Source organism: Streptomyces sp. NPDC087859 (assembly GCF_044742595.1).
GTDB lineage: Bacteria > Actinomycetota > Actinomycetes > Streptomycetales > Streptomycetaceae > Streptomyces > Streptomyces canus_F.
Genome location: NZ_JBIUUU010000014.1, coordinates 1 through 20985, shown reverse-complemented (window position 1 = coordinate 20985; position 20985 = coordinate 1). Strand labels below are relative to the sequence as shown.

The 20985-nt window shown below is 70.5% G+C and carries 20 protein-coding genes and 2 pseudogenes; 14 read left to right on the top strand and 8 right to left on the bottom strand.

Going from position 1 to position 20985, the window contains the following annotated elements:
• The first annotated feature begins 23 nt into the window (after nt 1-23).
• Nucleotides 24-1277, top strand: coding sequence for a sensor histidine kinase (locus ACIOHP_RS31860; protein WP_401892997.1), 1254 nt, complete (start codon nt 24-26; stop codon nt 1275-1277).
• The gene (locus tag ACIOHP_RS31855) at nt 1267-1896 is read left to right on the top strand and encodes a response regulator (protein ID WP_401892994.1); all 630 of its coding nucleotides are present in this window, start codon (nt 1267-1269) and stop codon (nt 1894-1896) included. Before ACIOHP_RS31860 ends, ACIOHP_RS31855 begins: the two co-directional genes overlap by 11 nt.
• Here ACIOHP_RS31855 and ACIOHP_RS31850 read toward each other — a convergent pair.
• Nucleotides 1893-3311 carry a sulfatase gene (locus ACIOHP_RS31850; RefSeq protein ID WP_401892991.1) on the bottom strand — a complete coding sequence of 473 codons (1419 nt, stop codon included), beginning with the start codon at nt 3309-3311 and terminating at the stop codon, nt 1893-1895. The genes ACIOHP_RS31855 and ACIOHP_RS31850 overlap by 4 nt on opposite strands.
• Before the next feature lie 159 nt (nt 3312-3470).
• A complete protein-coding gene (gene glgX / locus ACIOHP_RS31845) occupies nt 3471-5705 on the bottom strand; it encodes a glycogen debranching protein GlgX (RefSeq protein WP_401892988.1) in 2235 nt (744 codons plus the stop codon).
• 151 nt (nt 5706-5856) lie between these two features.
• Here glgX and ACIOHP_RS31840 point away from each other — a divergent pair, with 151 nt between their 5' ends.
• The 7 genes from ACIOHP_RS31840 (at nt 5857) to ACIOHP_RS31810 (ending at nt 12859) form a co-directional block, all read left to right on the top strand.
• Nucleotides 5857-7077, top strand: a complete 1221-nt coding sequence (locus tag ACIOHP_RS31840) for an Ig-like domain-containing protein (protein WP_401892986.1) — start codon at nt 5857-5859, stop codon at nt 7075-7077.
• A gap of 227 nt (nt 7078-7304) precedes the next feature.
• Entirely contained in the window at nt 7305-8489 is a 1185-nt protein-coding gene (locus tag ACIOHP_RS31835) for an Ig-like domain-containing protein (RefSeq protein ID WP_401892983.1), read from the top strand.
• 77 nt (nt 8490-8566) lie between these two features.
• Complete coding sequence (locus ACIOHP_RS31830; protein ID WP_401892980.1) at nt 8567-9334, top strand: enoyl-CoA hydratase/isomerase family protein; 768 nt, start codon at nt 8567-8569, stop codon at nt 9332-9334.
• A 287-nt stretch (nt 9335-9621) separates the two neighbouring features.
• Nucleotides 9622-10125 (top strand): ATP-binding protein, encoded by a 504-nt coding sequence (locus ACIOHP_RS31825; RefSeq protein WP_401892977.1) that lies wholly within the window; start codon nt 9622-9624, stop codon nt 10123-10125.
• Nucleotides 10126-10240: 115 nt separating this feature from the next.
• A complete protein-coding gene (locus ACIOHP_RS31820) occupies nt 10241-10996 on the top strand; it encodes a polysaccharide deacetylase family protein (RefSeq protein ID WP_401892974.1) in 756 nt (251 codons plus the stop codon).
• Nucleotides 10996-12189 carry a YncE family protein gene (locus ACIOHP_RS31815; RefSeq protein ID WP_401892971.1) on the top strand — a complete coding sequence of 398 codons (1194 nt, stop codon included), beginning with the start codon at nt 10996-10998 and terminating at the stop codon, nt 12187-12189. Before ACIOHP_RS31820 ends, ACIOHP_RS31815 begins: the two co-directional genes overlap by 1 nt.
• Nucleotides 12190-12265: 76 nt before the next feature.
• Nucleotides 12266-12859 (top strand): ADP-ribosyltransferase, encoded by a 594-nt coding sequence (locus tag ACIOHP_RS31810; protein ID WP_401892968.1) that lies wholly within the window; start codon nt 12266-12268, stop codon nt 12857-12859.
• Here the strand turns inward: ACIOHP_RS31810 and ACIOHP_RS31805 are convergent.
• On the bottom strand, nt 12813-13481 hold the full coding sequence (locus ACIOHP_RS31805) for a GNAT family N-acetyltransferase (protein WP_361560003.1): 669 nt from the start codon (nt 13479-13481) through the stop codon (nt 12813-12815). The two genes, ACIOHP_RS31810 and ACIOHP_RS31805, sit on opposite strands and share 47 nt — an antisense overlap.
• A gap of 50 nt (nt 13482-13531) precedes the next feature.
• Between ACIOHP_RS31805 and ACIOHP_RS31800 the strand changes: the two genes are divergently transcribed.
• The 3 genes and pseudogenes from ACIOHP_RS31800 to ACIOHP_RS31790 all read left to right on the top strand — a co-directional run bounded on the left by ACIOHP_RS31800 (nt 13532) and on the right by ACIOHP_RS31790 (nt 15390).
• The gene (locus ACIOHP_RS31800) at nt 13532-14449 is read left to right on the top strand and encodes a MerR family transcriptional regulator (RefSeq protein ID WP_401892964.1); all 918 of its coding nucleotides are present in this window, start codon (nt 13532-13534) and stop codon (nt 14447-14449) included.
• Between the two features lie 51 nt (nt 14450-14500).
• Nucleotides 14501-14713: an EF-hand domain-containing protein gene (locus ACIOHP_RS31795; RefSeq protein ID WP_307025624.1), complete on the top strand. Its 213-nt coding sequence runs from the start codon at nt 14501-14503 to the stop codon at nt 14711-14713.
• Nucleotides 14714-14786: 73 nt separating this feature from the next.
• Nucleotides 14787-15390, top strand: a pseudogene (locus ACIOHP_RS31790) (FadR/GntR family transcriptional regulator).
• Here ACIOHP_RS31790 and ACIOHP_RS31785 read toward each other — a convergent pair.
• On the bottom strand, nt 15338-16264 hold the full coding sequence (locus ACIOHP_RS31785; RefSeq protein ID WP_401892961.1) for an AraC family transcriptional regulator: 927 nt from the start codon (nt 16262-16264) through the stop codon (nt 15338-15340). The pseudogene ACIOHP_RS31790 and the gene ACIOHP_RS31785 sit on opposite strands and share 53 nt — an antisense overlap.
• A gap of 102 nt (nt 16265-16366) precedes the next feature.
• Here ACIOHP_RS31785 and ACIOHP_RS31780 point away from each other — a divergent pair, with 102 nt between their 5' ends.
• Both ACIOHP_RS31780 and ACIOHP_RS31775 read left to right on the top strand, forming a co-directional pair.
• A complete protein-coding gene (locus tag ACIOHP_RS31780) occupies nt 16367-17365 on the top strand; it encodes a zinc-dependent alcohol dehydrogenase family protein (RefSeq protein ID WP_401892958.1) in 999 nt (332 codons plus the stop codon).
• Between the two features lie 65 nt (nt 17366-17430).
• Nucleotides 17431-18108 (top strand): NADPH-dependent F420 reductase, encoded by a 678-nt coding sequence (locus tag ACIOHP_RS31775; RefSeq protein ID WP_401893305.1) that lies wholly within the window; start codon nt 17431-17433, stop codon nt 18106-18108.
• Between the two features lie 13 nt (nt 18109-18121).
• Here ACIOHP_RS31775 and ACIOHP_RS31770 read toward each other — a convergent pair whose 3' ends face one another.
• From ACIOHP_RS31770 to ACIOHP_RS31755, 4 genes and pseudogenes are all read right to left on the bottom strand, one after another.
• On the bottom strand, nt 18122-18664 hold the full coding sequence (locus ACIOHP_RS31770; protein ID WP_401892955.1) for an MOSC domain-containing protein: 543 nt from the start codon (nt 18662-18664) through the stop codon (nt 18122-18124).
• 20 nt (nt 18665-18684) lie between these two features.
• A complete protein-coding gene (locus tag ACIOHP_RS31765) occupies nt 18685-19242 on the bottom strand; it encodes a glycoside hydrolase family 25 protein (RefSeq protein WP_361497405.1) in 558 nt (185 codons plus the stop codon).
• A gap of 85 nt (nt 19243-19327) precedes the next feature.
• Nucleotides 19328-20695: an L-serine ammonia-lyase gene (locus ACIOHP_RS31760; protein WP_401892951.1), complete on the bottom strand. Its 1368-nt coding sequence runs from the start codon at nt 20693-20695 to the stop codon at nt 19328-19330.
• A gap of 56 nt (nt 20696-20751) precedes the next feature.
• Nucleotides 20752-20985: pseudogene (locus ACIOHP_RS31755) on the bottom strand (serine hydroxymethyltransferase); the annotation flags it as partial.

Below are 20985 nucleotides of genomic sequence, written 5' to 3'. Positions count from 1 at the left end.
GAACGGCCGTGCAGACTGGGGAGATGACCGCGACGGACCAGCAGCTGGAGCACCGTCAGGACCAGTTCCATTCCTGGGGCGTCTACGGGCTGCTCCTCGTCTCCACCATCCTCGCGGTCGTCTCCAGCGGCCTCATGGGGACCGCCGCGGAGTGGTACTGGGCCGGGGCTCTGGTGCTCGCCGCGGTGCTGCTCCAGCTGTGGCACGGCCCTCGCCGCGGCCGCCGGACCCCGTCCCGTCGCGGAACCGTCTACTTCGGCCTGCGCTGGGCGATCTCCTTCGGTCTCACCTGGATCAACCCGTTCTTCGGGTTCTACGCGGCCTGTGGCTACTTCGACAGCGACGAGACGATCCCCGGCCTCTGGCGGCAGCGGTTCGGCCTCTTCGCCACCGCCGTCGTCGTGGCGGGCACACAGGCCGGCGGGCTGCCGTTCCGCAGCATCGTCCAATGGCCGCTGTTCGGTGTGATGCTGTGCACGAACACCGCTCTTCTGGGGCTGGCCGGCCATCTCACCCAGCAGCAGGAGGAGCGCTCCCGCGACCGGGCCGTCACCATCACCGAACTCGAACGCACCAACACGGCGTTGCAGCAGGCGCTCGACGAGAACGCCGCCCTTCACGCCCAACTCCTCGTCCAGGCACGGGAAGCGGGCGTCGCCGACGAGCGCCGGCGGCTCGCCGCCGAGATCCACGACACCATCGCCCAGGGCCTGACCGGCATCATCGCCCAGCTCCAGGTCGTCGCGAACGCCCCCGACCTGGACGTCGCCCGCACCCATCTGGCCCGCGCCTCCGACCTGGCCCGGCACAGCCTCGGCGAGGCCCGCCGCTCGGTCCACAACCTCGCCCCGGTGGCGCTTCAGGACGCCGGGCTGCCGGAGGCACTGAAGAAGACGGTCGCCGAATGGGGTGAACGCACCGGCGTGCGCGCCGAGTTCACCGTGACCGGGCGGGCCGAGCAGCTGCACGAGGAGGTCGCGGCCACCCTGCTGAGGATCGTCCAGGAGGCCCTGTCGAACGCCGCCCGCCATGCGCGGGCCACCCGTGTCGGGGTGACCCTCAGCTTCCTGGGCGACGAGGTGATCCTCGACATCCGCGACGACGGCCAGGGCTTCGACCCCCTCGCCGTCCCCGCACGCACCCGCGCCGGCGGCTTCGGGCTCGACGGTATGCGCGCCCGCGCCGAACGCATCGCCGGCTCCCTCGCCGTGGAGTCCGAGCCGGGCCACGGCACGGCACTGTCGGCTCGCGTACCGTTGGTCCGCCATGACGCGTGACATCTCGCTGCTGATCGTCGACGACCATCCCGTCGTACGGGACGGTCTGCGCGGCATGTTCGAGAACGCCCCCGGATTCACCGTCCTCGGCGAGGCGTCGAACGGTGTCGAGGCCCTGGCGCGGGCCGCCGCGCTCGACCCCGACGTGATCCTGATGGACCTGCGCATGCCGGGCGGCGGGGGAGTCGACGCCATCCGGGAACTGACCCGCCGGGCCGCCCGCGCGAAAGTCCTCGTCCTCACCACGTACGACACGGACTCGGACACCCTGCCCGCGATCGAGGCGGGCGCGACGGGCTATCTGCTCAAGGACGCCCCGCGCGACGAACTGTTCACGGCCGTCCGCGCGGCGGCGGACGGCCGTACGGTCCTCTCCCCGGCCGTCGCCTCCCGTCTGGTCTCGGCCGTGCGCGCCCCCGGCAACGAGCCGCTCTCCGCGCGCGAGCGCGAGGTGCTGGCCCTGGTCGCCAGGGGCACGTCGAACCGGGAGATCGCCCGTGAACTGTTCATCAGCGAGGCGACCGTGAAGACCCATCTCACCCACCTGTACGCCAAGTTGGGCGTCAAGGACCGGGCGGCCGCGGTGGCGACGGCGTACCAGCGAGGGATCCTCGGCTAGTCCGGGTACGGCAGCAGGGTGCCGGCGGTCTTCTCCCAGGACGCCTTCAGCTCGGCGAGCAACTCGGGCTCGTCCGGCGCCAGATCGGCCTGCTCGCGGGAGTCGGCGGCCAGGTTGTAGAGGTGGTCGGTCCTGTCGGCGTCCTGGTAGTACTTCCAGTCCCCGCGCCGCAGTGCCCGGTTGGCCCGCACCCGCCAGAACAGGTCCCGCTCGGGCAGCTCCTCACCCTTGAGCAGGTATCCGGCGAGGCTGGTGCCGTCCAGCGGGTACGCCGGGTCGGGGCGCGCGCCGCCGACCTCCAGCAGGGTCGCCGTCCAGTCGGGGGAGAAGTTGGGTTCGTGGCTGACCTGGCGGCCGTCGACGCGGGCGGGCCAGCGCACGATCGTCGGGACGCGGATACCGCCCTCGAGCAGCACGAACTTCTCGCCGCTGAGCGGCCAGTTGTAGGAGTAGCGCTCACCGCCGTTGTCGCTGGCGAAGAGGACGAGGGTGTTCTCCTCCTGTCCGGAGCGGCGCAGCGCGTCGAGCACCTCGCCGACGGCGGAGTCCAGGCTCTCCACCATCTCCTTGTACTTCTCGACCGAGCCGCCGTCGAAGTGGTTGAGCGCGGCGACGACCTCGGCCTGCGTCTTCGCGGCGCGGATCTTCGCCTCGATCCCGGCGCCCGTCTCCTCGTCGCCCTCCGCGAGCCACGGCCAGTGCGGAGTGGTGAAGTTGAGGTTCAGCAGCCAGGGCCTGTCGTGGTCCCGGCCGACGTACTCGACCGCCCGCTCGGTCAGGACCTCGGTGTAGTAGCGCAGGTCCTTGTAGGTGGCGTCGCCCTCGTACAGGTCGTACTCGCCGAGCTGGCCGAGCTTGGAGAAGTACTCCAGCACGCCGCCGTGGTTGCCGAAGAACTCGTCCCAGCCGGACTTGGTGGGGCTGTAGTCCGGCAGCCATCCGCAGTGCCACTTGCCGATGAGGGCGGTGGCGTAACCGGCCTTCTTCAGCAGGGAGGCGAGCGTGGGGTGGTTCGGGTCCAGCCCCTGCGTCCGGTTCCCGATCGGCTCGGCGAGCCCGCCCGGGGTACGTCCCGGATAGCGTCCCGTGTAGAGGCTGAACCGGGTCGGCGAGCAGGTGGCCGACCCCGAGTACGCGTCGGTGAACCGCACCCCCTGCCGGGCCAGCCGGTCCAGGTGTGGCGTCCTGATGTGCGGGGCGCCGTAGGAGGACAGGTCGGCCCAGCCGAGGTCGTCACCGAGGATGACCAGGATGTTGGGGCGCCTGCCGGAGGAGGCGGCGGGGCGGGCCCGGAAGGGGCGCTCGGCGGGGGCGGCGTTCTCAGCGGCCTCGGCGGTGGCGGCCGCAGCGGCGACGGCGGTCACGGCACCGCCACCGACGAGGCCACCGAAGGCACGGCGGGATATCTCGGGCATGTGCCTCAGTGGATCAACCGACCCCGCCCCATGGCCAGAAATCCGACGGGGAGTTCATGGACCTGAAACGTTGCCTGAGCCAACCGGTCTCAGACGAGGTCGGGCTGGGCGGAGCGGGCCGGCCGGAGCGGTGAAGCCGGGGCGCGTCGCGAACAGGGCCTACCCCACCACCTTCAGCAGCAACACCGCCCGAGCCGGCACCGTGATCGCCGCCCCCGCCCGATGCACCACCCCCGGCTCCTCCGCCTGCGCCTCCCGGGCCGTGTCGATCACCACCTCGTACCGTTCCGCCCACGGCGGGCCCGGCAGGACGAAGCTCGCCGGGCGGTCCCCGGCGTGCAGGACGGCGAGGAAGCTGTCGTCGACGATCGGGGCGCCCCGCTCGTCGCGTCCGGGGATGTCGCGGCCGGACAGATACATGCCGAGTGTGGGCGCCGGCGCGTACCAGTCCCGTTCCGTCATCTCCGTGCCCCGCGCCGTGAACCAGGCCAGGTCCCGCAGCCCGTCCGCGGAGTGCGCCCGTCCGGAGAAGAACGCCCGGCGGCGCAGGACCGGGTGCTGGTGGCGCAGTGCGATGAGCCTCGACGTCAGGTCGAACAGGGCCTTCCAGCCCGGCTGTTCCAGCAGCTCCCAGTCCAGCCAGCTGATCTCGTTGTCCTGGCAGTACGCGTTGTTGTTGCCGCGCTGGGTGCGCCCCAGCTCGTCGCCCGCGACCAGCATCGGCACCCCCGTCGACAGCAGCAGCGTCGTCAGCAGGTTCCGCAGCTGACGGCGCCTGAGCCCCCGTACCCGCTCGTCGTCGGTCTCCCCCTCCGCCCCGCAGTTCCACGACCGGTTGTCGTCCGAACCGTCCCGGTTGCCCTCGCCGTTCGCCTCGTTGTGCTTGCGTTCGTACGACACCATGTCCCGCAGCGTGAAACCGTCGTGCGCGGTCACGAAGTTGACCGAGGCGTACGGGCGTCGGCCGCCCCAGGCGTAGAGATCGCTGGACCCCGACAGGCGGTAGCCGAGATCCCGCACGTCCGGCAGCGCGCCCCGCCAGAAGTCCCGTACGGCGTTGCGGTACCGGTCGTTCCACTCCGTCCACAGCGGAGGGAAGGCGCCGACCTGGTAGCCGCCCGACCCCACGTCCCACGGTTCGGCGATCAGCTTCACGCGCCGCAGCACCGGGTCCTGGGCGATCACCGCGAGGAACGGGGACAGCATGTCGACGTCGTGCATGGACCGGGCCAGCGCGGCGGCGAGGTCGAAGCGGAAGCCGTCGACGCCCATCTCCGTCACCCAGTAGCGCAGGGAGTCGGTGATGAGACGCAGGACATGCGGCTGCACCACATGCAGGGTGTTGCCGCAGCCCGTGTAGTCGGCGTACCTGCGCGCGTCCGACTGCAGCCTGTAGTAGCCCCGGTTGTCGATGCCCTTCAGCGACAGCGTCGGGCCCAGCTCGCCCGCCTCCGCGGTGTGGTTGTAGACCACGTCGAGGATGACCTCGATCCCGGCCGCGTGCAGGGCGCGCACCATGCGCTTGAACTCGCCGACCTGCTGGCCGGTCGTACCGGAGGCGGCGTAGGTGGCGTGCGGGGCGAAGTAGCCGATGGAGTTGTAGCCCCAGTAGTTCTTGAGGCCTCGCCGCAGCAGGTGGTCCTCGTGGGCGAACTGGTGCACGGGGAGCAGCTCCACTGCCGTGACGCCCAGCTTCACCAGGTGTTCTATGGCCGCCGGGTGCGCCAACCCGGCGTAGGTGCCGCGCAGTTCCTCGGGTATCCCCGGGTGCAGCTTCGTGAAGCCCCGGACGTGCAGTTCGTAGATGACGGAGTCCGCCCACGGTGTCTTCGGACGGCGGTCGTCCTCCCACTCGTCGTCGTCGTGGACGACGACCCCCTTGGGGACGTACGGCGCCGAGTCCCGTTCGTCGCGCACGGTGTCGGCGACCTGCTGCTGCGGCCAGTCGCGGACATGCCCGTACACCTCGGGCGGCAGACTGAAGTCGCCGTCCACCGCGCGCGCGTACGGGTCCAGAAGCAGCTTCGCCGGGTTCCAGCGGCCGCCGGTCCACGGGTCCCAGCGGCCGTGCACCCGATAGCCGTACCGCTGCCCGGGCATCACGCCCGGCACGAAGCCGTGCCAGATCTCGTGCGTCAGCTCGGTCAGCCGCGCCCGTGTCTCCTTGCCCCGCTCGTCGAAGAGGCACAGCTCGACCCCCTCGGCGCCGCCCGCCCACAGCGCGAAGTTGGTGCCCGCGACGCCGTCGGGACCCACCCGGAACCGCGCTCCGAGCGGCGTCGGCGCACCCGGCCACACGGGGACCGGCGGCGGCGCGGCATGCCGTGTGCCATTGACGACGGCAGCCGGCAGCTGCTCCTCGGCCACCGCCTTCTGCTCGGCTGCGCTGGACACCTGGGGCCTCCCACGGCTCATGGAACGACGTCAAAAAGGGCGCACGGCGTCCCGACCGCTGTTCCCCGTCGCGTCGTCCTCCCCACTGTTCTGCCCAGAGCCGGGCTCGCACTCACGTTTCCCCAGGGCGGGCCGCGTCGTTGGGTGCGATGTGAGGCACGTACAAGGGCGCGCTCGGCGCGCAGGGGCCGCACTGGCCGCCGTACTGACATGGGCCGGACTGCTGGCCGGCTGCACTTCCGGATCCACGGGAGGGATCGATCTCGGCGGGCTGGGCAAGCCCCCCGCACCCGAGGACGTCATCCGCGTCCTGCCCGACGACGGCAGCAAAGGCGTCCGGCAGGACACCAGATTCCTCGTCCGCGTACCCAGCGGACGGCTGGAGTCGGTCGAGGTCGTCAAGTCGCAGGACGCGCAGGACACCCCGGTGTCCGGGCACATCTCCGACGACGGCCTGCGCTGGGAACCCGACGAGGGGAGGCTCGCGCTCGCCGCCAGGTACACCGTCGACGTGGTGGCGCTGGACGGGCACGGGCGCCGCTCCGCCCGGCACACCACCTTCACCACGTACGTCCCCGACGAGCGCTTCATCGGATACGTCAGCCCCGAGAACCGCTCCACGGTCGGCACCGGAATGATCGTCTCCCTGGAGTTCAACCGGGAGATCGAGAACCGGACCGCCGTCGAACGCGCCGTCCACGTCACGTCCGAGCCGCCCGTCGAGATCCGCCCGCACTGGTTCGGCAAGGGCCGCCTCGACTTCCGTCCCGAGCGCTACTGGAAGCCCGGCACCCAGGTCACCGTCGGGCTGCGGCTGCGGGACGTCGAAGGGGCGCCCGGCGTCTACGGGTTGCAGTACAAGACGTTCTCCTTCACCGTCGGCCGCAGCCAGGTCTCCCTGGTCGACGCGGCGAAGCACACCATGCAGGTGCGGCGCGACGGCGAGCTGCTCGCGACCGTGCCGATCACGGCGGGCGCCCCGAGGACGACGACGTACAACGGCCGGATGGTCGTCTCCGAGATGCTCGAGGTCACCCGGATGAACAGCCGCACAGTCGGCTTCGGCGGCGAGTACGACATCCCGGACGTCCCGCACGCCATGCGCCTGACCGACTCCGGCACCTTCCTGCACGGCAACTACTGGGCGCCGGACGCCCCCGGCAAGGTCAATGTCAGCCACGGATGTGTGGGCCTGAGGGACGTGAAGGGGGGCGGTTCGGACACCCCGGCGGGCTGGTTCTTCGACCGCAGCCTCATCGGGGACGTCGTGGAGGTCGTCCACAGCAATGACAAAAAGGTCGCTCCTGACAACGGCCTCGGAGGGTGGAATATGGGCTGGAAGGAGTGGAAGGCGGGCAGCGCGGTGAAGTAGCCAGGTGGGGGGCGGGGTCGGGCCCCGGTCGAGCGGGCGCAGTTGGGACCGAACGGTGACAATCGCACCCCGCCGACGGGCCTGATCTTGCGGTTAATATCGCCGGACGCGCGGGACGCGCAGGGGTTGCGGGCCTGGGACCGGGCCCGGCGAGGGGAGAAAAGATCTTGAACGTGCGACCGATATCGGGGGCGTCGGTTGACGCACGCGGGCGTGGCCGTAAGCGGATGGCCGCGCTGCTGCTGGGGGTCGTGCTGACCGCCGTCACCGCGTGCGGGGGAGGCGGCGGGGACTCGGACGCCAAGCCCGGCTCCGGCAAGGGCAAGGACGCGGACACCGCGCAGAGCAAGCAGTCCGTGGCGGTCGTCTCCATCGCCCCCAAGGACGGTGCCAAGTCCGTCGAGACCAGCGGGGCTCTGAAGATCGGCGCCGACAAGGGCAAGCTGACCACGGTCGAGGTCAAGGACTCCAAGGGCGAGAAGATCGGCGGCGCGATATCCGCCGACGGCGCCTCCTGGGCGCCGTCCAGCCATCTGGCCGCCGCCACCAAGTACACGGTGCACGCGGTCGCGAAGGACTCCGAGGGCCGTGAGGCCGCCGAGGACTCCAGCTTCACCACGCTGACGCCGCAGAACACCTTCATCGGCACCTTCACGCCCGAGGACGGCTCCAAGGTCGGCGTCGGAATGCCCTTCTCCATCCGCTTCACCCGGGGCATCACCAAGCCCGAGGACGTCGAGAAGGCCATCACCGTCAAGACCGAGCCGGCCGTCGAGGTCGCGGGTCACTGGTTCGGCAACGACCGGCTGGACTTCCGCCCCGAGGAATACTGGAAGGCCGGCACCAAGGTCACCGTCGAGCTGAACCTGGACGGCGTCGAGGGCCGCGACGGCGTCTACGGCAAGCAGTCCAAGACCGTCTCCTTCACCGTCGGCCGCAGCCAGGTCTCCATCGTGGACGCCAAGAAGCACACGATGAAGGTCATGCGGGACGGCAAGCTCTTCAAGACCATCCCGGTCACCACCGGCAAGCCCGGCTACGCCACCTGGAACGGCCAGATGGTCATCAGCGAGAAGTTCACGGTGACCCGGATGAACGGCGACACCGTCGGCTACGACGGCGAGTACGACATCAAGGACGTCCCGCACGCCATGCGGCTGACCGACTCCGGCACCTTCGTGCACGGCAACTACTGGGGCGGCGGCGCCTTCGGCAACTACAACGCCAGCCACGGCTGCATCGGTCTGCGCGATGTCCGCGGCGGCTACGACAGCTCGGTGCCGGCCGCGTGGTTCTTCAACAACTCGATGCCCGGTGATGTGGTGACGGTGAAGAACTCCACCGACCCGACGGTCGACCCGGCCAACGGCCTCAACGGCTGGAACCTCTCCTGGGAGAAGTGGAAGGCGTAGCTCCTACGACGACGAGGGGCCCCGGTGTGAGACATCGCACCGGGGCCGCTGCCGTTAGTGGCCGTTAACCTTCCCTCATGACCGTGACTCTCGAAGTGGCCGACGGCGTCGGCACGATCCGTCTCGACCGCCCGCCCATGAACGCGCTGGACATCGCCGTCCAGGACCGGCTCAAGGAGCTCGCCGAGGAGGCCACGCGCCGCGAGGACGTGCGTGCCGTGGTGATCTACGGCGGGGAGAAGGTGTTCGCGGCGGGCGCGGACATCAAGGAGATGCAGGCCATGGATCACGCGGCGATGATCCTGCGCGCCCGCGCGCTCCAGGACTCCTTCACGGCGGTGGCCCGCATTCCCAAGCCGGTCGTCGCGGCCGTCACCGGTTACGCCCTGGGCGGCGGCTGCGAACTGGCGCTGTGCGCGGACTTCCGTATCGCCGCCGACAACGCCAAGCTGGGCCAGCCCGAGATCCTCCTCGGTCTGATCCCTGGCGCCGGCGGCACCCAGCGTCTCGCCCGCCTCATCGGCCCGTCCAAGGCGAAGGACCTCATCTTCACCGGCCGGATGGTCAGGGCCGACGAGGCCGAGAAGCTGGGCCTGGTGGACCGGGTTGTCCCGGCCGCCGACGTGTACACCGAGGCGCACGCCTGGGCGGCGCGGCTCGCGCAGGGTCCGGCGATCGCGCTGCGCGCCGCGAAGGAGTCCATCGACACCGGGCTGGAGACCGACATCGACACCGGGCTGACCGTCGAACGGAACTGGTTCGCGGGCCTGTTCGCCACCGCCGACCGCGAGACCGGGATGCGCAGCTTCGTCGAGGAGGGCCCTGGCAAGGCCAAGTTCCTGTGAGGAATCTCCTGCGGAAACTGGCCTGAACCACTTGCTGTTGACGGGGCGTCTGATCCGGGTCCCTCGATGGGGCGGTTTATGGGAGCCTTAACGCAACCTTAAGCCTGTCTTGTCGAGGGAGCCGTCGATTGCCGTCAGCCGATTCTTCGTCGCAGGTCAGAGGGGTTGCTTCAGACTCTGAAATGCCATTGGCATATGTCGATCGAAACCAGCGGAATGATGGATTCCAGGGGGCGTATTCCGTAGAGACGGCCCCGGAGGGCGCCGGGTGCGGCCATGATGGGGGCATGGCGGGGCTGGAGGGTGTCGAACAGCCGCGGGGACACGGCCGTGCGACCGCGGCGCGCTGGTCGCCGACGGTCGAGGACGAACACGCGCTCAAGGTGCTGGAGTTGTTCGGCAACCCGACGGAGGCGGAGGTTCCGCTCCCCTCGCGCCCCGAGTCCGCCGCCGCGGCCCGCCGGCTGACCCAAGTCGTGGTCCTGCGCCAGTGGGGGCTCACCCCCAAGATGACCGAGGACGCGGTGCTCCTCGTCTCCGAGCTCGTGGGCAACGCGGTCCGTCATACGGGGGCCCGGGTCTTCGGGCTCCGGATGCGGCGTCGCCGTGGGTGGATCCGGATCGAGGTGCGTGATCCCTCCCGCGGATTGCCCTGTCTGATGCCGGTGCAGGAGATGGACATCAGCGGGCGGGGACTTTTCCTCGTGGACAAGCTGTCCGACCGGTGGGGCGTCGATCTGCTGCCTCGCGGGAAGACCACGTGGTTCGAGATGCGGGTCGCTGACCGGTAGTTGTCCGGCCGCGGGCGCGTCGTGGCGTGTCGCGCCCCGCGGCGGAGCCGCCGATGTCACAGCCCCGCGCCCCTAGGTGGGTGAATCGACCGATATCTACAGGTAACCCCCTTAAATGGTCCGGGTGACCACGACCGATCGTCGGACCGTGCTGCGTGCCAGCGCCGGGCTCGTCCTCACCACCGGGTGTGCCACCAGCGGTGCCGTCGCCCACCCCGTCCCCTCCCGCGCACCGGCCAAGCCGCCACCCGCCCCCCGCCGCTTCCCCGGCCTCCCCGCCCAACTCACCCACGGCCCCCGCACCCACCCCCGCGTGGCCCTCACCTTCCACGGCAACGGCGACCCCGCCACCGCCCGCGCCCTGCTCCGCGAGGCAGAACGGGCCGGGGCCCGCATCACCGTCCTCGCCGTCGGCACCTGGCTCGACGAGCACCCGGAGATCGCTCGCCGCATCCTCGACGGCGGCCACGACCTCGGCAACCACACCCTGCACCACCTCGGCGTCAACGACATGTCCGAGGCCGAGGCCCGGGCCGAGATCGACGGCTGTGCCGAGCGGCTGAGGCGGCTCACCGGCTCGATCGGGAGCTGGTTCCGGCCCTCGCGCGCCGCGCGTGCCGCACCGCTCGTCGAGCGGCTGGCCCGTGACGCCGGCTACCCGCACGTCCTGTCGTACGACGTCGACTCCCTCGACTTCACCTCGCCCGGCGCCCCCGCCGTCACCCGCAAGGTCCTCGGCGAGATCCGCAACGGGTCCGTGGTGAGCCTGCACTTCGGGTACGCCGACACGGTCGCCGCCCTCCCCGCCGTACTGGAAGAACTCGACCGCCGCGGCCTGGCCGCCGTGACCACCACGGAGCTGTTCAGCTGATGCACCGCACCCACCTCGTCCAGCGCACCCTTGTCGCGGGCGCCGTACTCGCCGCCCTCGCCGCCTGCGGCACCGACACCCGGAACGACGCCCCCTCCGAAGAACGACACCGCACCACCAAGGCCGCCGCCGTCCCCGCCCCGCCCAAGAAGAAGCCCGTCCAGGGACTGCCCGGCATGCCGCCCGTCCTCGACCCGCGGGACGTGTACGCCGCCGACCGCCCGGGCAAGCTCTCCCCGGTGGTCAAGGACTTCCCGTCCCGGGTCTACGTCCCCAACACCGAGTCCGACACGGTCTCCGTCATCGACCCGAAGACGTACCGGATCATCGAGACCCTCCGCGTCGGCCGCCAGCCCCAACACGTCGTCCCCTCCTGGGACATGAAGACCCTCTGGGTGAACAACAACCGCGGCCACACGCTCACCCCCGTCGACCCGAGGACGGGGAAGGCGGGCAAGCCGGTCGAGGTGCACGACCCCTACAACCTTTACTTCACACCCAACGGCAAGTACGCCGTCGTGATGGCCTCCCTCGACCGCGAACTCGTCTTCCGCGACCCGCACACCATGAAGCGGGTCAAGACCGAACCGGTCAGCTGCTACGGCGTCAACCACGCCGACTTCTCCCTCGACGGCAGGTACTTCATCGTCTCCTGCGAGTTCAGCGGCGAACTGCTCAAGGTCGACACCGAGAAGATGAAGGTCGTCGGGCAGCAGAAACTCCCCTTCAAGGGAGCCATGCCGCAGGACGTGAAGATCTCGCCCGACGGCAAGCGGTTCTACGTCGCCGACATGATGGCCGACGGCATGTGGGTCCTCGACGGCGACACGTTCGGCAAGCCGAAGCTGCTGCCCACGGGCAAGGGCACCCACGGGCTGTACGTCAGCCGTGACTCCCGCGAGATGTACGTCTCCAACCGCGGCGAAGGCACCGTCTCCGTCTGGGACTTCGCGCAGAACAAGGTCACCAGGAAGTGGCACCTGTCCGACGGCGCCAGCCCCGACATGGGCGGCGTATCGGCGGACGGCAAAGTCCTGTGGCTGTCGGGGCGTTACGACGCCGAGGTGTACGCCATCGACACCCGCACCGGTGAGCAGCTCGCCCGGATCCCGGTGGGCAGCGGCCCGCACGGGCTCGCGGTGTACCCGCAGCCGGGGCGGTACTCGCTCGGCCACACCGGCATCTTCCGCTGACACCGGGTCGGTTGACACGCCCCCGAACGAGTGATGATCCACAACCCGCCGTCGCAGAACCGGAATTGTGCAGCCCATGATCACAACCCAGCTGCGGCGGCGGGCCGCTGCCGCCGTCCTGTCCCTCGCCGCCGTCTTCGCGACCACGGCGGCCGCCGCCCCCGCGAAGGCCCCCGCCCCCCGCGACTGCCCCGTCCAGTTCGACGACCCGATCAAGGCGGCCGTCGACAAGCGCGTCGAGGTCGACCGCATCACCCCGGACCCGGTCTGGCGCAAGTCCTGCGGCACGCTCTACCGCAGCGACGGCCGCGGCCCCGAGATCGTCTTCGCGGAGGGCTTCAAGCCCAGGGACGTCATCGACGGCCAGTACGACATCGAGAAGTACGTCCTGGTCAACCAGCCCTCCCCGTACGTCTCCACGACGTACGACCACGACCTGTACAAGACGTGGTGGAAGTCGGGCTACAACTACTACATCGACGCCCCCGGCGGCGTGGACGTGAACAAGACCATCGGTGACACCCACAAGTGGGCCGACCAGGTCGAGGTCGCCTTCCCCGGCGGTATCCAGCGGAAGTACATCGTCGGGGTCTGCCCGGTGAACAAGACGACCAAGACCGAGATCATGAGCGGCTGTCAGAGCAACCCGCACTTCGAGGCCTGGCACTGAGCAGCAGTGCCTCCGCGCCGACGGGACGGTAGCCCGCCGCCTGGAACGCCCGTGTGCTGCGGGCGTTCCCCGGGGCGACCTGGGCCCACAGCGGCTCCTCGACGAGCTGCCGGGCGGCGGTCAGGAGCAGACGCCCCAGCCCCCGGTGCCGTACGTCCTCGTCCACCTCCAGCGAGACCTCCAGCCGGCCACCGATCCCGCGCCCGGCCACCAGCACCCCGCCGTCGGTCGTCCAGGCCCGAACATCGTCGCGGCGCCCCCGGGCGTACGTGATGCGCGGATGATCTGCGTCGGTGATCTCCGCCAGCGCGAGCGGAGGTTCCCCGGGCAGGGGCGAGCCGACGAACATCGCGTCGATGGTCTCGGCCGTACGCCCCGTCCGCGCCATGAACGCCGCCAGGAAAGCCGGGTTCATCGTCGCGGCCAATGGATCGCACTCCAGAGCCGCCAGCGTGTCGTACACCCACCGCGGGTCCTCGTCCGTGAAGACGACGGAGTGCGCGGTGAAGGCGAGCACGCCCGCGTCCCGGGCGGAGGCCTGCGGCACGACGGTCGTACGGCCGTCCGGCGGCGGGAAGACGCCGAGGGCGGCCGCGTCGAGAATGTCCCGAAGAGTCTCCACCGCACCCGCTCCTTGAGTCTCCACCCACTGGAAGGCCCAGACTCCCAGACATGATCGACGACGGCACCGGGCTTTTCACCATCGGCGAGCTGGCGCGGGCCACCGGCCTGACCGTCCGGACCATCCGCTACTGGTCCGACGAGGGCGTGCTCGCGCCCGTGACCCGCTCGGACGGCGGCTACCGCCTCTACGACGCGGAGTCCGTCGCCCGCCTCGAACTGATCCGCACGCTGCGCGAGCTGGGCCTCGGCCTGGTGGACGTGCGCGCGGTGCTGGACGGGGAGCGGACGGTGGCGGAGGTCGCGGCGGCACATGTGGTGGCGCTGGACGCGCAGATCCGCTCGCTGAGGGTGACCCGGGCGGTGCTGTCGACCGTTTCGCGACGCGGGTCGACCGCGGAGGAGATGACACTGATGAACAAGCTGGCGCGGCTGTCCGCCGCAGAGCGGCGCAGGATCGTCGAGGACTTCATGGCGGAGATCTTCGAAGGGCTCGACACGGCGGATCCCGACATCCGCACCCGGCTGCGGTTCGCCGGCGCCGCCAACCTGCCGGACGATCCCAGCCCCGAGCAGGTGGACGCCTGGGTGGAGCTGGCCGAACTCATTCAGGACCCGGAGTTCCGGGCGCTGATGCGCAGGGCGATCGAGTTCAACGCGGCGGACCGGGGGCCCGATGTCCCCGCCGGGACGTCCCTGTGGTTCATGAGCCGGCTCGTCCAGCTGGCAGGGGACGCGCGGCGGCGCGGGATCGCCCCCGAGGCGCCGGAGGCGGACGAGCTGCTGGCCGGTCTCCTCGGGGACGCCGACCGGGCCGAGGTGCTCAAGCGTCTCGAGGCGGGAACGAACCTGCGGCTCGCCCGGTACCGCGAGCTGTCGGCCGTCGTGAACGGGCTCGAACCCCAGCCGTCGTACGAGGAGGAGTTCGCGTGGGTGGTCGCCGCTCTGCGCGCTCGGAGCGCCGGATAATCTGGCCTCCGTCAGCAAGACGGCAAGGAACGACGAAAAAGGGGCGGCTCGGTGGCGGACATCGACGAGGCACGCAAGCATTTCGAACGGATCGACACGGATGGTGACGGCTTCATCACCGCAGCCGAGTTCAAGACCGCCCTCGCCCAGGCAGGGGACTGGAACGTCACCGAATCGGTCGCCGAGGTGATCATCAAGACACGCGACCTGAACGGCGACAAGGTGCTGTCCTTCGACGAGTTCTGGGCGTACCTGAGCAAGTGACCCGAACGGAAGGGGGGTGCCCGGCTTCGGGCGCCCCCCTTCGTCATGCCCGGCGCACGGTCCAGCGGCCCTGGTGCCGGTCCAGGACCAGCGGCAGGCCGAAGCACTTGCCGACCTGGTCGCTGGTGAGGACGTGGGCCGCTCGACCGTCCGCGAGGCGCTTCGCGCGCTGGCCGACGCGGGACTGGCCCACCCGGCTGCGGCGCGCCGGTCTCACCGACGTCTACGAGGTCCGCATGGCGGTCGAGGTCCACGCAGCCCGTCTCGCCGCGCGCCGCCGCACGCCCGAGGACGTGACGGCGCTGGAGGCGGCGCTGGACGCGCGCCGGATGGCTTCGGGCGCGGATGACGCGGCGTTCGTCGACGCGGACATCGCCTTCCACGCGGCCGTGGTGGCGGCCGCGCACAACCCCGTGCTCGAAGACCTGCTCGCGGAGTTCACACCGGTCCTGCGGCAGGGCCTCATCGACCTCCTGTCCCTGACCGGCCTGCGCGCGCACGACCCCAACACGGCGGACGAGGCGCACGAGGCGATGGTGCGGGCCATCGCGGACGGGGACGCGGAGGTGGCGGCCGAGGTGGTGCGCGAGGAGTTGGAGGACCCCTTCGCGGGACAGGACGGGGTCAGGACGCCTTCCTCCGGTACTGCCCCGGCGCCACCCCGTACTCCCTCTTGAAGGCCTTGGCGAAGGCGAACTCCGAGGTGTAGCCGGTGCGTTGGGCGACCAGACGCAGGGGCAGCTCGTCCTCGCGGAGCAGTCGGCCGGCTTTCGTCATGCGCCACCACGTCAGATACGTCAGCGGCGGGCGCCCCACGAGCGCCGTGAACCGCCGGGAGAACGCCGCGCGGGACAGGCCGCCGTGGGCGCCGAGTTCCTCCACCGTCCAGGGGCGGTCCGGGGCGGAGTGGATGGCCCGGAGCGCCGCCGCCACCGCGGGGTCCGCGAGCGCGGCGGCCCAGCCGGTGGGGTGCCCGTCGTTGTGCGCCTCGCCCTGCCACCAGGCACGCAGGATGTAGAGCAGCAGGGTGTCCAGGAGCGAGGGGACGATGATGTCCGACCCCGGCCGCGGCTCCGCCAGTTCCGCGCCCAGCAGCTCCACCGCGGCCCGCAGCGACCGGTGGGTGCCGACTTCGGCGGGCAGATGCACCACCTCCGGCAGCTCGGACAGCAGGGGGTGGGCCCGGCTGCGGTCCAGCCAGTAGGCGCCGCACAGCATGACCGTGTCGGGAGGCGTCGTGGATTCCCTTGCGGGGGAGGGGGGTTCGGGGACGCTCCCGTCCGGGTTCAGCCGTACGACCTCCGGCTCCACGTCCAGGCCGCTCGCCAGCGCGTACCCCCGCCCGTGCGCCAGGAACACCACGTCCCCCGGTCCCAGCGCCACCGGCTCGCCCGCCCCGGGGATCAGCCAGGCCGACCCCCGCAGCACCACATGGAACCCGGCGCCCTCCGAGTCCTCGATCCGCATCCCCCAGGGCGCGTACTTGTCCCGGCGCCCCGAGTGCGGCCGGCCGGCGCGCATCGCGGCGATCGCGTCGCTGAGTACGTCCATATCCCCAACGGTAGCCGGGAGTTGAGGGAGGAAGACGTACGGACAGGAAAGGGAGACCGACGGACATGGAGCGTCTCGCCCCGGACTCCTAGCGTGGACGCCATGTCAACTACCGCACGTACCGTGCTCTTTCATGAAATCGGCGGACCTGATGTCCTCGAGATCGAGGACGTGACCGTCCCCGCGCCCGGCCCCGGTCAAGTCGCCCTGCGAGTCGAGGCGTTGGGCCTCAACCGCGCCGAGGCCCTCTTCCGCTCGGGCAGCTACTACTACCAGCCGGCCCTCCCCGCCTCCCGCCTCGGCTACGAGGCCTCCGGCGTCGTCGAGGCGATCGGCGAGGGCGTCACCGAACTCACCGTCGGCGACCCGGTGACGACCGGACCCGGCATCGAGATGAGCGCACAGGGTGTGTACGCGGAGCGGGTCGTGCTGCCCGAGAGCGCGGTCGTGCCCCGCCCCGCCTCCGTGGACGCCGTCACGGGGGCGGCGTCCTGGCTGACGTACACGACGGCGTACGGCGGCCTCCTGGAGACGGCCGGCCTGCGGCCCGGCGACCACGTCCTGATCACGGGCGCCTCCAGCGGGGTCGGCACCGCGGCGATCCAGGTCGCGCGGCGCATCGGCGCGATTCCGCTGGTCACGACCCGTACGGAGGCGAAGCGGCAGGGGCTCCTGGAGGCGGGGGCGGCGGAGGTGATCGTCTCGGGGGGTGACGCCGAGACGGTGGCCAAGGAGGTCAGGCGGCTCACCGGCGGCCGGGGCGCCGAGGTGATCTTCGACGCGATCGGCGGTCCCGGATTCCGTCCGCTGGCCGAAGCGCTCGCGGAGGGCGGCACGGTCCTGGTCTACGGCTGGCTGGACCGCCGCCCCGCCGAGATCCCCTGGAACTGGCCGTTCACGATCCACACGTACGCCAACATGACCCTCACCGCGACACCGGGGGGCCGCCGCCGCTCCACGGCGTTCCTGAACGCGGGGCTGGCGGACGGGGGGTTCCGGCCGGTGGTGGCCGAGGTCTTCGACGGGCTGGACCGTATCCGGGACGCCCACCGGTTGATGGAGTCGAACCGGCACACGGGGAAGATCGTCGTACGGATCTGAGGCCGCCAGGAATACCCTCCGGCCCTCCCCGGTTGCCCTGCTCAGACGTATGCACATGCATCGACATCGAGAGGGCTGTCATGAAGATCGGCATCATCGGCGCGGGACAGATCGGCGGCAACCTCACCCGTAGGCTCACCGCGCTCGGACACGAGGTGTCCGTCGCGAACTCCCGCGGCCCGCACACGCTCACGGAGCTGGCGAAGGAGACGGGCGCGACGCCCGTCCCGGTGGAGGAGGCGGCGCGCGGCGCGGAGGTGGTCGTCGTCACGATCCCGCTGAAGGCGATCCCCGACCTGCCCTCGGGCCTCTTCGCCGAGGCGGCGGACGGGGTCGCGGTCATCGACACCGGCAATTACTACCCCCGGCAGCGCGACGGCCGGATCGCCGCGATCGAGGACGAGGGCCTCACGGAGAGCCGCTGGACGGAACAGCACCTCGGCCATCCCGTCATCAAGGCCTTCAACGGCACCTACGCCCAGGACATCCTCGACCGCCACCGCCCGGCCGGCACCCCCGACCGCCAGGCACTCCCGGTCGCGGGCGACGACGCGGCGGCCAAGGCGAAGGTCCGCGCCCTGATCGACGAACTCGGCTTCGACACGGTCGACGCGGGGGGCCTCGACGACTCCTGGCGCCAGCAGCCGGACACACCGGTGTACGGGTTGCAGGACGGCGTCGAGGCGGTCACGAAGGCGCTGGCGGAGGCGAGCCCGGAGCGCCCGGCGGACTTCCGCGGCTAGACCCGGGCCGACGTCAGACGATCTCCAGCGGCATGTGCGGCCCGTCGGGAAGCTCGACCTTGATGGCATCCCCGGGCCGCACGACCCCGCCTTCGAGAACGACGCTCATGATCCCGGATCTGAACCGCACCTTGCCGTCGTCGTCCCGCCCGACGACCTGCTTCATGAGCCCCTTCTGAAAGGTGTCGATCTGCGCACAGGGATTCCGCAGCCCCGTCACCTCGACGACGGCCTGCGCCCCGAGATGCAGCCGAGCCCCGACCGGCAGCCCGAGCAGATCGATCCCCCGGGTGGTGACGTTCTCCCCGAGCTCCCCGGCCCCCACCTCGAACCCGGCGCCCCGCACCTCCTCGAACAACTCCTCATGGATGAGGTGCACCTGCCGCAGATTCGGCTGCGAGGCGTCCTTCTCCATCCGGAACCGATGCTTCACCGTCTCCCCGGCATGCACATCCCCCTCCACCCCGAGCCCGGCGAGCAGCGTGATGCTGTCCCGGTTCGGCTTGGTGAACGAGTACGTCCCATTGCTGCTGACCGCAGCGACTGTCCCACCCATGCCGAGCAGCATAAATGGGCTCAGGCGTTCTCCGCCCAGGCCCGTAGGGCGGCCTTGCTCGCGAAGTCCGCGACGTTCTTGTCCACCGGATCGTCGGTGTACTGGTGGAAGAGCCACTTCGCCTTGATGCGGGGCTTGCCCGCGGTCACGTAGTCGGCGATCCAGAGGGCGTCGCCGGCATAGGAAGTCTTGTCGATGTCCAGCCAATAGTTGCGGTTGCAGTAGAGGACGACCCTGTTGTTCGGCCGCAGCTCCTTCAGCTTCCGTATGAACCGGTCCTTCTCCGCGTTGGTCGCGTGCGTCCCGTCCCCGGTCGTCTCCCAGTCCACCGCGAGGATCTCGCCGGCCCGCTCCGGCGCCTTGCTGACGAAGTGCTCCGCCTGGGCGGTGAGGTTGCCCGGCCACAGGAAGTGGTAGTAGCCGACGACCAGGCCGGCGTCGCGGGCCGTCTTCGTCTGGGCCGCGAGTTTGGGGTTGGTGTACGTGCGGCCCTCCGTCGCCTTGATGAAGACGAAGGAGAGGCCGTCCGTGTCGTAGGAGGAGGACTGGTACGAGCTGACATCGATGCCGCGCAGCATGGGGGACTCCTCGAAATGCCGTAGGGGGACAGGAGTTGGAGTACCCCATACCCTAGGCACGACGGGTGTCAGGCTCGGCTGGAGTTCAGCACTCGATGATGTTCACGGCAAGCCCGCCCCGCGCGGTCTCCTTGTACTTCACCGACATGTCCGCCCCGGTCTCCTTCATGGTCTTGATGACCTTGTCCAGGGACACCTTGTGCGACCCGTCCCCGCGCATCGCCATCCGCGCGGCGGTGACCGCCTTGACCGCCGCCATGCCGTTGCGTTCGATGCAGGGGATCTGGACGAGGCCGCCGACGGGGTCGCAGGTCAGACCGAGGTTGTGTTCCATGCCGATCTCGGCGGCGTTCTCGACCTGTTCCGGGGAGCCGCCGAGGACCTCCGCGAGCGCGCCCGCGGCCATCGAGCAGGCGGAGCCGACCTCGCCCTGGCAGCCGACCTCGGCGCCGGAGATGGAGGCGTTCTCCTTGAAGAGCATGCCGATCGCGCCCGCGGCCAGCAGGAACCGCACGACCCCGTCCTCGTCGGCGCCCGGCACGAAGTTGATGTAGTAGTGGAGGACGGCGGGGATGATGCCGGCGGCGCCGTTCGTCGGGGCCGTGACGACCCGTCCGCCCGCCGCGTTCTCCTCGTTCACCGCCATCGCGTAGAGCGTGATCCACTCCATCGCGTGCGCCAACGGATCGCCCTCCGCCCGCAGTTGGCGTGCGGTGACGGCGGCGCGGCGCTTGACCCGCAGCCCGCCCGGCAGGATGCCCTCCCGCGACATGCCCCGCGAGACGCAGGCCTGCATCACCCGCCAGATCTCCAGCAGGCCGGCGCGGATCTCGTCCTCGGTGCGCCAGGCGCGCTCGTTCTCCAGCATCAGCGCGGAGATCGACAGACCCGTCTCCCGGGTCACGCGCAGCAGTTCGTCGCCCGTACGGAAGGAGTACTTCAGGACGGTGTCGTCCAGCTTGATCCGGTCCTCGCCCACCGCGTCCTCGTCGACGACGAAACCGCCGCCGACCGAGTAGTAGGTCTTGGACAACAGCTCCGCACCGGCCGCGTCGTACGCCCACAGCGTCATGCCGTTCGCGTGGTACGGCAGTGCCTTGCGCCGGTGCAGGACGAGGTCGTCGTCGAAGGAGAACGGGATCTCGCGCTCACCGAGGAGATTCAGGACCCCCGTGTCCTTGATCGCCGACACCCGCTCGTCCGCCCCCTCCACGTCGACCGTGCGCGGAGAGGCTCCTTCGAGTCCCAGCAGCACCGCCTTGGGGGTGCCGTGGCCATGGCCGGTCGCGCCCAGGGAGCCGTAGAGCTCCGAGCGGACCGAGGCGACGTCGGGCAGCAGGCCCTCGTTGCGCAGACGGCGGGCGAACATACGGGCCGCACGCATCGGGCCGACCGTGTGCGAGCTCGACGGGCCGATGCCGATCGAGAACAGGTCGAAGACCGAGATGGCCACGGGAACTCCTTGCGAAAGGGCGGGGGCACACGTCATCGGGTGCCCCCACCAGGGAACTACTTGTTCAGGCCGGGGTACAGCGGGTGCTTGTCGGCCAGCGCCTTGACCCGGGCCTTCAGGTCTTCGACGTCGTACGACGGCTTCAGCGCCGAGGCGATCACGTCCGCGACCTCGGTGAAGTCCTCGGCCGTGAAGCCACGCGTCGCCAGCGCCGGGGTGCCGATCCGCAGGCCCGAGGTGACCATCGGGGGACGCGGGTCGTTGGGGACGGCGTTGCGGTTGACGGTGAT